Source organism: Rubneribacter sp. (assembly GCF_965361815.1).
Genome location: NZ_CBDTNW010000057.1, coordinates 1 through 11,949, shown reverse-complemented (window position 1 = coordinate 11,949; position 11,949 = coordinate 1). Strand labels below are relative to the sequence as shown.

10 protein-coding genes are annotated in these 11,949 nt (G+C 65.7%); 6 read left to right on the top strand and 4 right to left on the bottom strand.

Annotated elements, in window-relative coordinates:
* Window positions 1–97 precede the first annotated feature (97 nt).
* Both ACWKY3_RS03715 and ACWKY3_RS03710 read left to right on the top strand, forming a co-directional pair.
* The gene (locus tag ACWKY3_RS03715) at window positions 98–1,354 is read left to right on the top strand and encodes a molybdopterin molybdotransferase MoeA (protein ID WP_449315072.1); all 1,257 of its coding nucleotides are present in this window, start codon (window positions 98–100) and stop codon (window positions 1,352–1,354) included.
* Window positions 1,355–1,363: 9 nt separating this feature from the next.
* Complete coding sequence (locus ACWKY3_RS03710) at window positions 1,364–1,846, top strand: MogA/MoaB family molybdenum cofactor biosynthesis protein (protein WP_449315071.1); 483 nt, start codon at window positions 1,364–1,366, stop codon at window positions 1,844–1,846.
* Window positions 1,847–1,902: 56 nt separating this feature from the next.
* Here ACWKY3_RS03710 and ACWKY3_RS03705 read toward each other — a convergent pair whose 3' ends face one another.
* From ACWKY3_RS03705 to ACWKY3_RS03695, 3 genes are read right to left on the bottom strand one after another with little or no spacing between them, the layout of a single operon-like run.
* Entirely contained in the window at window positions 1,903–2,757 is an 855-nt protein-coding gene (locus ACWKY3_RS03705; protein ID WP_449315070.1) for a dimethyl sulfoxide reductase anchor subunit family protein, read from the bottom strand.
* Window positions 2,754–3,383: a 4Fe-4S dicluster domain-containing protein gene (locus ACWKY3_RS03700; protein WP_449315069.1), complete on the bottom strand. Its 630-nt coding sequence runs from the start codon at window positions 3,381–3,383 to the stop codon at window positions 2,754–2,756. Before ACWKY3_RS03700 ends, ACWKY3_RS03705 begins: the two co-directional genes overlap by 4 nt.
* A gap of 12 nt (window positions 3,384–3,395) precedes the next feature.
* Window positions 3,396–5,882 carry a molybdopterin-dependent oxidoreductase gene (locus ACWKY3_RS03695; RefSeq protein WP_449315068.1) on the bottom strand — a complete coding sequence of 829 codons (2,487 nt, stop codon included), beginning with the start codon at window positions 5,880–5,882 and terminating at the stop codon, window positions 3,396–3,398.
* A 197-nt stretch (window positions 5,883–6,079) separates the two neighbouring features.
* Here ACWKY3_RS03695 and ACWKY3_RS03690 point away from each other — a divergent pair, with 197 nt between their 5' ends.
* From ACWKY3_RS03690 to ACWKY3_RS03680, 3 genes are all read left to right on the top strand, one after another.
* The gene (locus ACWKY3_RS03690) at window positions 6,080–7,615 is read left to right on the top strand and encodes a LuxR family transcriptional regulator (RefSeq protein WP_449315067.1); all 1,536 of its coding nucleotides are present in this window, start codon (window positions 6,080–6,082) and stop codon (window positions 7,613–7,615) included.
* Between the two features lie 73 nt (window positions 7,616–7,688).
* Window positions 7,689–9,119: an alanine racemase gene (alr, locus tag ACWKY3_RS03685; RefSeq protein WP_449315066.1), complete on the top strand. Its 1,431-nt coding sequence runs from the start codon at window positions 7,689–7,691 to the stop codon at window positions 9,117–9,119.
* A 17-nt stretch (window positions 9,120–9,136) separates the two neighbouring features.
* Window positions 9,137–9,925 carry a uracil-DNA glycosylase gene (locus ACWKY3_RS03680; protein ID WP_449315065.1) on the top strand — a complete coding sequence of 263 codons (789 nt, stop codon included), beginning with the start codon at window positions 9,137–9,139 and terminating at the stop codon, window positions 9,923–9,925.
* A gap of 490 nt (window positions 9,926–10,415) precedes the next feature.
* Here the strand turns inward: ACWKY3_RS03680 and ACWKY3_RS03675 are convergent, their stop codons facing one another.
* A complete protein-coding gene (locus ACWKY3_RS03675; protein ID WP_449315064.1) occupies window positions 10,416–11,357 on the bottom strand; it encodes a magnesium transporter CorA family protein in 942 nt (313 codons plus the stop codon).
* Window positions 11,358–11,596: 239 nt separating this feature from the next.
* Here ACWKY3_RS03675 and ACWKY3_RS03670 point away from each other — a divergent pair, with 239 nt between their 5' ends.
* Complete coding sequence (locus tag ACWKY3_RS03670) at window positions 11,597–11,821, top strand: hypothetical protein (RefSeq protein ID WP_449315063.1); 225 nt, start codon at window positions 11,597–11,599, stop codon at window positions 11,819–11,821.
* The last annotated feature ends 128 nt before the right edge of the window (window positions 11,822–11,949 follow it).

Genomic DNA, 11,949 nt, shown 5'->3' with positions numbered 1-11,949 from the left:
GAGGAAGTTGCGTGGTTTCATTCTGGTGGGGGTATAATGCTTGACGGTGCATATTCCGGTTGTATGGGCGCGTTGGGCGCGATAGGAAGGGGAGGCTATGTCGGAGATGATCTCGCTCGAGGAGGCGCGCGCGCTCGTGCTGTCGCACGTGGGTCCGCTGCCGGTGGAGACGGTACCCGTGCTGGAGGCCGTTGGCCGCGTGGCTGCGGCCGATCTGGCAAGCGACATCGACATCGCGCCGTTCGCGCACTCGGCTATGGACGGGTTCGCGGTGCGCGCGGCCGAGTTGGCCGGGGCTTCTTCGGAATCTCCCGTTGAGCTGGACGTTATCGCCGAGGTGGCGGCGGGCGACGTGTTCGAGGGCGTCATCGGCGCCGGTCAGTGCGTGCGCATCATGACGGGCGCACCGCTGCCCGCCGACGCGGACGCCGTGGTGAAGTACGAGATCGTGGACGTGGTGGCCGGCGACGGCAAGCCCGGCAGCCGCGTGGCGTTTCGCGCACCCGCCGGCGAGCGTGCGAACGTGCGCGAGGCGGGCGAGGAGGCGCGCGCGGGCGAGGTGGTGGTCGGGCGCGGCGAGGTGATCGGCGCGGCCGGCGTGGGGTTTCTTGCCAGCTGCGGCGTCACGGAGGTGCCCACGTACCGCCGTCCGCACGTGGCGGTCATCGCCATAGGGTCGGAGCTGGTGGAGCCAACTGAAGTGCCCGCTCCCGGCAAGATCCGCAACTCCAACAGCTATGCGCTGGCCGCCTGCGCGCAGGCGGCGGGCGCGGTGCCCGCTATCCTGCCCATCGTGGAGGACACGCATGAGGCGCTTGCCGCCGCTGTGCGCGATGCGGCGGCGTCGTACGACTTCGTGGTGACAAGCGGCGGCGCGTCCAACGGCGACTTCGACTTCATCAAGCCGGTGGTGGAGGAGCTGGGGCAGCTGCTCATGACCACGGTGAACATGCGTCCGGGCAAAGCTCAGACGTTCGGCCTGGTGGACGGTACGCCTGTGTTCGGCCTGCCCGGTAACCCGGCGGCGGCCTACGTGGGATTCGAAATGATCATCCGCCCGGCGCTGCGCAAGATGCAGGGCTTCTCGCGCTTCGAGCGGCCCGTCGTGAAGGCGCGCCTTGCCACCGATGCGAAGAAGAAAGATCCCCGGCGCATCTTCCTGCGCTCGACGCTTGCCAAAGACGAGGACGGCGCTTACGTGGTGACGCCGGCGAAGAACCAAAGCTCGGGGCTGTTCGGCCCCATCCAGCGCAGCAACTGCATGGTCATCTTGCCGGAGGGCCTGGAATCGCGCACGGCGGGGTCGGTGGTGGAGTGCGTGCTGCTCGACGTGTCCGAAGAAACCGTTCTGTAGGAGGGTCGTATGTCCGAGAACCTCATCACCTTCGCCATAGTCACGTGCTCCGACACGCGCGGCATGAAAGAGGACACGGCGGGCGCGGCGCTTGAGGCGCTCATCGCCGAGAGGGGTTGGAAGTGCGAAAGCCACGTGGTGGTGCCCGACGAGCGGCCGCTCATTGCGGAGGCCATTGTGCGCGCATGCGACGAGGCCGACGTAGACGTGGTGCTGACCTGCGGTGGCAGCGGGCTTTCCCTGCGCGACGTGACGCCCGAGGCAACGATGGACGTGTGCGACCGCAACGTGCCCGGCATCGCCGAGGCCATGCGCGCGCACTCGCTGGCCATCACGCCCTACGCCATGCTCTCGCGTGCGCTGTGCATGCAGCGGGGCCGTCATCTGGTGATCAACCTGCCCGGCAGCGAGAAGGCCGCGCGCGAGAACTGGGATGGCATCGTGGCCGCGCTCCCGCACGCCGTCAAGATGATGGCCGGCGGCGGGCATTAGGCGGCTACGGGGGGCTGGGCGCGCAAGGACGCAGCAACCCGCACGCGCCCCGCTGCTTAAAACCCCACGGTCATGTGGAGGTGGTAGAAGCCGATGCGTGTGACGAACACGGCGGAAAACGTCAGGGCGGCTGCGGCTATGCGCAGGATGAGCGTCAGGCGCTCGGGTTGGCCGCGCCGCACCGACCAGGCGGCGGCCGCCACGCCGAGCGCGCCCAGCACGAGGTGCGCGACAACGGCCGCTCCGTAGTGCGGTGCAAGCGACGTGGCCGCAACCTCGTTGTTCGCGATGCCCCCCAGGCTTTCCGCATGCGCCGCCAGCACCGCGCAGCCTGCGGCCAGCGCAACGCACGCAATGCCCGCAAGCGCCATCTCCAGCGCCCGCGGACGGGCGCGCGCCGCTTCCAAGAACAGCAGCCCAAGCACGGGGCCCGCCAACAACGCTCCCAGCGCCAGGTTCATCGGCGTGAACGCGGTGTCCCAGGTGGGAACGGTGCGCACGGCGTAGGCCATCGACGTGCAAATCACCAGCGCGCAGGCCGCCGCAATGCCGAGCAGAAGCCACGGCCTGGCCAAAGAGTCGGGGAAGCGCTCCTTGAAGGCCGCCATCCAGTACGATCCGGCCAGGAACAGAAACGCCACGGCGGCCAGCACTTCGTTGGAAAGCGGGGAGCGTCCGATGCCGGTGAACACGTGCAGTGCGTTGGCCGGCGTGCCGAGGTGCGTGGCCGAAGCGATGAACCCGACGAGCACGACGGAGAACGGCAGCGCCAGCATGCGGTCGAGCCGCACGGCGGCCTTGTGGTTGGCAACGCCGAGCCGTGCGAAGGCGAGCGTGACGAACGCCACAGCGCCCGCTGGCGCGAGCGAGGTGAACACCGCAAGGGAAAACGCATCGAATCCGCTGGTCATAGGTTGAGCTCCTCGCGGTTCGCAATGCTTCCGCCGCCTTGTGCCGCCCGCAGCGCGGCAGGGGAGGGCAGGATGTAGAGATTGGGGTTGGTGGCGCTCTCGTTCGGCAGCGGCATGATGGAGCGCACGGCGTCCGGATGGCGCTTCTGCAGCTCGAAGGACGCGCCGAACTCCAATGCACGCAAGGGGCACGCCTCAACGCAGATGGGCTGCAGCCCCTCGGCCACGCGGTCGGCGCAGCCGTCGCACTTCACGCCCTGGCCCTTCTCCTTGTCGAGAACGGGCACGTTGTAGGGGCACGTCTCCACGCAGGCGCCCACGCCCGTGCATTTCTCGTCGTCGATGAACACCAGGCCTGTGTCGGTGTCCTTGGAGATGGCGCCCTGGGGGCATTTGGCCATGCAGGCGGGCATGGCGCAGTGCTGGCAGCCCAGCGACACGTGGTAGGCGAATGCGTCGCTCGTGTAGATGCCATCCCCGGCGTCGGTCCAGGTGCCGCCCTCGTAGTCGTAGACGCGGCGGTAAGCGACGGTCTGCGACAGGTCCTTGTAGTCCTTGCACGCCATCTCGCAGGTGCGGCAACCCGTGCAGCGCGTGCTGTCGAAGAAAAATCCGTACTGGGTCATGTCGTTTCCCCCTTAAGCCTTCGTGACCTGGGCGATGATGGAGTGCGCGGGGCCGTTGCCCTTCGCGTACGGCGTGGGCTTGTACGTGGTGAGCGTGTTCACGCACGCGCCGGTGTCCACGCGGTCGCCGTCCATGTCGGCGTTGTGCCACGCGCCCTGCGGGATGCCGATGGTGCCGGGGATGATGCGCGGCGTCACCTTCGCTTCAATGCGCACTTCGCCGGCAGGGCTTTTGACGGCCACCGTGTCGCCGTCGGCGATGCCGCGCGGCTCGGCGTCCAGCGGGTTCATCCACAGCTGATGGCGCGCCACCTGCTCAAGCTCCTCGATGAAACCGAACGAGGAGTGCGTGCGGCTTTTGTGGTGGAAGCCCGCGCAGTACAGCGGATACTCCTCGGTCACGGAGCCGTAGCCCTGGAAGCCCGGCGTGAACACGGGAATGGGGTTGATGACCTCGTCTTCCGCAAGCTCCCAGGTGGCGGCTATCTCGGCTAAGCTCTCGGAGTAGATCTCTATCTTGCCCGACGGCGTTGCCAGCGGGTTGTTCTCGGGGTCGGTGCGAAACGCCTCCAGGCCAATCGCCGGCTCAAGCGCACGCTTGTACACGCCCTGCGCGCGGATCTCGTCCCAGGTGGGCATGTCGCCGTCGGCTTCGGCGCCGGCCTCGTAGAGTTCCCGGATCCACTCCTCCTGCGTCTTGCCCTCGGTGAAGGCGTCCTTCATGCCGAAGCGGTCGGCGATCTCGGCGCACACATCGTAGCTGGTGCGGCACTCGCCCGGCGGCTCCTGTGCCGGTCCGCCCACCACGACGGCGGTGTAGTACTCCGAATAGCCCTGGGTTTGCATGTTCAGCTGCTCGGAGCGCATGGCGTCGGGCAGCAGGATGTCGGCGTACTTGGCCGAATCGGTCATCACGGTGTCCCACACCAAAATGAACTCGCACTTGCTCTCGTCGGCCAGCAGATCGTGGGTGGCGTTGATGTCGCCGTGTTGATTCGTCAGGCAGTTGCCCGCGTAGTTCCAGACGAACTTGATGTCGCTTGAGAGCTTGTCCGCACCGATGATGCCGGCGTTGGTGGCGGTCATCTCGTGGCCGTGGTCCACGGCGTTGGCCCACTGGTACACGGGGATGGTGGTCTTGATGGGATTTTCGAATGGCAGGTTGCCAACCAGGTAGGTGGGCGGCTCGGCCTCGCGCTGGCCGGTGTTGGTGCCGGGCAGGCCGATCTTGCCAATGAGGATGGGCAGCATGCAGATGGCGCGCGTGGTGTCCTCGCCGTTGGTGTGGCGCTGCGGACCCCAGCCCTGGCAGATGAACGGCGCCTCGGCAGCGGCTATCTCGGCCGCCAGCGAGCGGATGGTCTCGGCCGGAATCTGCGTGATGGGGGCGGCCCACTCGGGGGTCTTTTCCACCATGTCGTAGCCGGTGCCCATGATGTAGTCCTTGTAGGACTTGTTCTGGCCCTTGGCAGATTCGGGCATGGTGTCTTCGTCGTAACCCACGCAGTAGGCGTCCAAAAACTCCTTGTCCACCTGGCCGTTGGCTATCCATTCGTGCGCGATGGCCGAGCAGAGCGCCGCGTCGGTGCCCGTGCGGATGGGCAGCCACTCGTCGGGGTGGCCGGAGGCGGACTCGTTCAAGCGGTAGTCGATGTTGATGATGCGTCCGCCGCGCCCCTGCACAGCCTCGCGCACCTTCGCGAAGTCCCACACGGCGTTCGCGCCGCCCATGCGGGTTTCCGCCGGGCTGTTGCCGAACATGACCACCAAATCAGAGGCGCGCTCGGCCTCGGAGAACGATGAGGCGTTCGTGGCGTCGTAGGGGCTGAACGCCGTGGCGGGCTTGCCGAGCGTGACGTGGTTGCCGTCGTCGTCGAGGTTGGCCGCGCTGCCGTACATGAACGGCATGATGGCCTGCAGCATGTGCGTGGAGTAATCGTAGCCCTGGTTCACAAAGCCGCCCAAAAGGCTCAGAAGGCGAAATCCCGGCTGCTTGCCCGTGCACGAGTACATGCCGGTGGCGTAGATGATGTAGATGGCCTCGTTGCCGTAGGTGTCGATGGTGTACTTGAGCTGGTCGGCGATGGTGTCGATGGCCTCGTCCCAGCTGATCTCCTCGAACTTGCCCTCGCCGCGCTTGCCCACGCGCTTCATGGGCTTCGTCAGGCGGTCGGGGTGGTTGATCCAGCGGCGCATGGAGCGCCCGCGCAGGCACGCACGGGCCTGCAGGTCGTCGCCGCCGGTGTTGTCGGTCTCCATGTAGACGATCTTGCCGTCGCGGCTGTGCCATTGGAAGACGCAGTTGCCGCCGCAGTTGACGTTGCACTGGCTCCAGGCGATCTGGTCGGCCGCAGCCTCGCCGGCGGCGTCCGTCGCGGCTTGCTGGCCCTGCGGCGCGCAGCCGTAGAGCGCGGCGCCGGATGCTCCGGCCATCGCCAACCCTGCCAGCGATCCCTTGACGAACGTGCGGCGCGACAACGCGGATTCATGTGCGGTCATGGGTCCCTCCTCTGTCATCGGGCTCTCTCGCCGCGTAAAAAACTACCGGAAGCGCCTTGCGGGCGAATCACACCGTGCATGTGATTTAAGCATAAAACCCCTGGTCGCGCTTTCACCTTCGCGAAAAAGCCGCGCGGTTGGCCGCAGCGCGTATGCTACCATGCACCCAGCATGACGGCGGAGGGGGTGAAGGCGAGATGGCGCAGGCGACGCTGCGCGCGCACGTGTCCAGTTGGGGCTATGCGTGCTTCCTCACGGTGAACGCCACGTCCATTTGGGGCGGCGTCTTCCCGTTTTTGCCGTTGGAGTTCCAGACGGTGGAGGTCACGCTTACGTTCTTCTTGGCGCAGGCGCTCGCGTTCGGCGGGGCGTTCGTGGCCAGCATGCTGGGGGCGTACTACTTTCCGCACGGGGCCCGGCGCATGCTCGTGTCGCTGAGCGCGCTGCTCGTGTTCGGCGGATCGGCGTGCCTCATCGCGGCCATGTACGCGCAGGCGGCGGCGCTCGCGCTGGTGGCGATGGGCGGGGTGCTCCTGGGCATCGGGTGCGCGGGGATGTTCATGCTGTGGCAGCGCTACTTCGCGTCGTTGCCCGCCGAGCAGGGCAACCTGCGGCTCATCCTGGGCACGGCCATCGCGCCGTTCATCTACTTCGCGCTGTATCTGGTGCCCATCGCGCTCACGGCGTTTCTCGTTCCGCTCGTGTTCGTGCCGTTGTGCGGTTTATGCGTGGCGCTCTCGGCGCGCGAGATGCAGGTGGACCAGCCCATGTTCGAAGACGTTCCCCGCCAGCATCCGCGCGTGTACCGCCAGGCGGTCGCCGACTACTGGCGCAGCGCGCTGTGCGTGGGGTCGCTCGCGTTCGCCAGCGGCGTCATCCGCGGCATCGCGCTTCTGCACGAGGAGATAGGCGCGGTGGTGAACAGCGCGTCCATGCTGGGGTCGCTCGTGTCGGCGGCGGCGCTTTTGGTGCTGTGGCACCGCATGAGCTTCCGCTTTGGGCTGACGCCGGTGTTCCGCGTGGCGTATCCGCTCATCGTCACGGGCTTTTTGCTGCTTCCCTATCTGGGCCCGGTCTACCTCAACCTGTTCGCCGGCCTCACGTATTCGGCGTTCTCCCTTGTGCAGATGCTCATGATGATGCAGTGCGCCCAGGTGTCGCGCGATCGCGGCATCAACCCCGTGTTCATCTACGGGTTCTTCGGCGGGGTGGCCTACATCATGCAGAGCGTGGGGTTCCTTATGGGGTGGGTGAGCGATTTCGTGTCCGTGGACGGGCGCGAGTGGCTGTTCTTCGTTGCCATGGCGTCCAGCTACGTGCTGGGGCTCACGCTGCTCGCGGCCACGGGCACCCTGTTCAAACCGGTCGCGTCCAAAGGGACCGTCGTCGCCGAGCCCATCGAGTTCCCCGCGCTTGCAACGGGCGGCGACGCGCAGGCGGGCGAGGCCGCGCGCAAGCGCAGGCGGAACCGGCCCTCCGCCTCCGAGGACGCCGGCGTCATCCGCGACCGCACGTCCAAGCAGTGCCTGCTTTTGCAGGAGCGCTTCGGTCTGTCGGTGCGCGAGGCGGAGGTCATGGAGCTCATCGCGCGGGGCAACAGCATGGCCACCATAGCGGATTGCCTGGTCATCAGCGAGAACACCGTGCGAACGCACGCCAAGCACATCTACACCAAGCTCAACATCCACAAGCGTCAGGAGCTGCTGGACATGCTGCACGATCTTGAGGGGTGAGTCGCGCGCGGCGGCGATGCGGGCGCGCGCGAGTGCTATACTGGTGCGCGTTCAAACAGGAAAGGCATGCAGCATGACCGATCAAGAGCTTCCCAACGGGTTCACCGGCTTCTCGCGGCGCAAGCCCGAAGGCTTCGTTTCCGCGCACGACGCGATGGGCGGGCGCTCGCCGCTGACGGACGGCCCGGGCGCGTTCGGCGCAAGGCCGCGCACGGCGGCTTCGGCCGCTCCAAGCGCTTACGAGGCCGCTTCGGCGGCGTTTGGCGACGGCGCCGAAGCGGCGTTTCAGTACGCGCGCGACCATGCGCGGCCCGACGAGGGCGGTCCGGCTCAGTTCGACCCCGACAAGCTGCGGCTCATCCCGGCCCTCGATAGGCGTTGGGCATGGACGGAAGTGGACCTCAACGCCGTCCGCCACAACGTGACCGCCGTCAAGCAGCGCCTGAGCGCCGGGGTGCGGCTCATGGCCGTGGTCAAGGCCGACGCGTACGGCCACGGGGCGGTGCGCGTTGCCAAGACCGCGCTCAACTCCGGTGCCGACTACCTGGGCGTGGCCACGGTGGACGAGGCCATCGAGCTGCGCGAGGCCCTGGTGAACGCTCCTATTCTGGTGCTTTCGCAACCTCCGCAGGCGGCTATCCCGCTGCTGCTCGCCTACAAGGTGATGCCGAGCGTCTACACGCCCGATTTCGCCATCCAGTACGCCGAGACCGCCGACGCCTACGGCATGCGGGCGCCGTATCATCTGGCAGTGAACACGGGCATGAACCGCATCGGCGTGCGCCACGACGAAGTGGTGGAGTTCATGGGGCAGGTGAGCTTCCACCGGGCGCTTGATCTGGTGGGGACGTTCACGCACTTCGCAACCGCCGATTCCACCGAGACGCTGGATTTCCAGATACAGGTGAAGCGCTTCATCGAGGCGGTGAGCGCGCTCAACGTGGCGGGCATCGATCCGGGCATCGTGCATGCGGCCAACACGGCCGCGGCCGTGCGCTTCCCCGACGTCCACTTCGACATGGTGCGCTTGGGCGTGGGGCTTTACGGTCTGCATCCGTCGCCGGTCACACGTCCGATGATCGACCTGCGGCCCGTCATGAGCGTGCATGCGCGCACCACCGACGTGCGCACCATTCCCATGAGCGAGGGCGTGAGCTACGGCATGAACTACCGCAGCCCCGGGAGCGTGAAGATCTGCACGGTGCCGGTGGGGTACGCCGACGGCCTGCGGCGCGGGCTTTCAGGGCGGACCGACGTGATCCTGCGCGGGCAGCGCTGCCGCCAGGTGGGCAACATCTGCATGGACCAGTGCATGTTCGAGGTGGACATGCGCACCTACGCCAACCGGCAGAAGCTCGACCCCCAGATAGGGGACGAAGTGCTGCTGGTGGGGCGCGAGGGGAACTCCATTGTGACCATCGACGACATGGCGAACACGCTGGGGACCATCAACTACGAGGTGGCCATAGGCTTTGGCCACCGCATGCCTCGGCTGTACGTGTGACGACGGAGGAGGACCGCATGTCCAAGCCGCATATCCCGCTCGATCAGATTCGCGCGCAGGTGACGGAGTGCCGCCGCTGCCCGCTGGCCGACGGTCGCACCCAAACCGTGTTCGGGGTGGGCAACCCTTCTGCCCGCGTGCTCATCGTGGGCGAGGCGCCCGGCAAGAACGAGGATCTGCAGGGCGAGCCGTTCGTGGGGGCTGCGGGCAAGTACCTCAACGAGCTGCTGGCCATTGCGGGCTTGCGTCGCGAGGACGTGTTCATTGCGAACGTGCTGAAATGCCGACCCCCCGGCAACCGCGACCCGCGTCCCGAGGAGATAGAGCTGTGCGCGCCCTACCTGCGAGAGCAGACGCGCACCATCGACCCCGAGTTCATAGTGACCTTGGGGAACTTCTCCACGAAGTTCATCTTGAAGACCGAGGTGGGCATCACGCGGCTGCACGGCACCATGCAGCGCGCGGGGAAGTTCAAGGTGTTCCCCATCTTCCACCCGGCCGCCGCCCTTTACGACGGAAGCAAGCGCGAGGCGCTGGAGAACGACTTCGCCACGCTGGGCGAGCTGCTGCGGGAAAGCGACGCTGCGAGCGGGGCGGCGCCGGCAGCGGGTGCGTCCGGGAACGCGGCGAGCGCGCCGGGCGCGGCGGCAAGCGCGGCAGGTGCACCGGGTGCGGCGAGCGCGCCGAGTGCAACGGCAAGCGCGGCAGGTGCGCCGAGTGCGGCCCCCGCAGGGGGCGCGGCGGCGTCCGGAGAGCCGTCGCAGCCCGACTCCGCCCCGCACATCGAACAACCCCACCTCCTCTAAGGGATAACCTGCGACGCATGAAGGGGACCCTCCTCCTCCCCCTCGGCGTCCGTAGCGAGCCTTTCCGGGTTATGAGTCATGCTGCGGGCGTGAGGCGGCAGCTCCCAGGTTCTTCCTTCGCGTTCGCATAACTTTTATCAGCTTGCGCGCCCCTCCGCAGGTGTACGGGGGTGCTCCTCCGTTCTAACGAAAGAAATCCCCAAAATTCTTTCGTTAGCATCTCCATCCCGTGCTGTGACGAAAACTTTCTTTCGTTATTGCTTATTAACAAAAGAAATCGTTTCTTTCTTTTTATCTGATAGGAATTAATCTACGGAGCAAAGGAGGCAACCGATGTCGAATGCTCGATTGGGGCATTATGAAATGCAGCCAAGTGGTTATCGCTCGTACGTTCCCCAGCCTCTTCCTCCGCACCTGCGATGAGTTTCCCTGGGTGTTACCATGCTGTGAGTGCTTCTCGCCCTCCTCGGCGCTCGGATCCCGCTCTTCCTTACAGCCAGTGCTTGTGCTTGAAGATCGCAAGTTCCGCCAGCACGATGCCCACGGACGCAACGATGACGGCAGCGTAGCCCCAAGAGAGGTCTATCCCCGGCATGTTCGCAAAGTTCATGCCGAACCAGCTGGTCAGTAGCGTGAGCGGGGCGAACAAGGTGGTGACCACGGTGAAGAACTTCATGGTGTTGTTCTGCTGGATGTCTATTTGGGCTTGGTAGAGCTCGCGCAGCTGCAAGCTGTACTCCTTGAGCGTGAGTGAGCGTTTGAGCAGGCGTTCTGCTTGTTGCTCGAACATGCGGAACAGGTGGGCCTCGCCGTGCGAGAGCAGTTTGTTCTCGTTGTTGGAAAGCTCGCTGGCCATGTCCACCAGCTGCTGGTAGTAAGTGTCGATGCGCAGCAGCTGGCGGCGAAACAGCAGCATCTGCCGGTTGCTTGCCTTCACGCCGCGGTCGATGATGGTCTCCTCCACGTCCTCCATGCGGTCCTCAAGATCGGCCAAGAACATCAGGTCGCCTTTCGTGAGCAGCTTCATGAACTCGAACAGGCAGTGCGCGGCGGTCGGCTTGTGCACCGTGCCTTGGCTGGCTATGGTGTCAAGCAGGCGCGCGCACGTGTCGCTTTCGTCCAAAAACACCAAGTGGGTTTTATCCAGGTAGAACGCGAAGCAGGTTGGGTCGTCCATCATGCGCTGCTTGTCGGGGACGGCGAACGAGCCGACAAGGCAGGCAGGGAACACGTCGAGGTAGGTGTTCTCGACCTTGGCGAGGGTTTCAAGGGTGCCCCGTATGTCGGGCGCGATGAACGCAAGGCTGTCAAGCTCGCGCGTGGTGAGGGTCTGAACGGTTGGAGGGCTGCCAAGGGCGTCGGGCGCGGGGGATTCGCGTGCTGCGGGCGCGCGTTCAAGGCGGTCGGGCAGCAGGTAGTAGGTGCTTGTCATGATGCGTTCTTTCGGTCGGCCCGAGCGTGGGTCGGGCGGGAGGTTCCAAGTGCGAGCGTACCACGGGCTGACGCTGGTTTCGGGAGAATCGCGAACCGTTTGCCGACGGGTGGCGGTCCGTCTCCGCGCGGTAAGAAGCGACGCGCGGCGTTCTCTTTGTCTGTCGCCGGCGCGGAAGCGGGGGCCTCTCTGTTTGGGAAGCGCTATACTGGGATGGAGCGAATTGGGAGGCACGCAACATGTCAGCAGGAGAAGAGCGCATTAGACGTTTGAGGAGGGCGCATGCCCTCATGCTCGCCGAGAGGTGGGCGTGGTTTGCGGTGGGCGTGTTCGTGAACGCCTTCGGCATCGCACTCATCACGAAGGCGGCGCTGGGCACCTCGCCCATTTCAAGCGTGGCCTACGTTCTGAGCCTTGAATTCCCATTCACGCTGGGGGGCTGTAACAAAAGTCCCCTTTTATGAAAAGCCGAGACCTCGCATCTGGGGTCTCGGCTTTTCGGCTTTTGCGAGGCGCTCAATGAAGGAGAAAGATGGGCAAAAGAGACGATGAAAGTTCTCGGGGTTGGTGAAAAACATAGCTTGACCTGGCA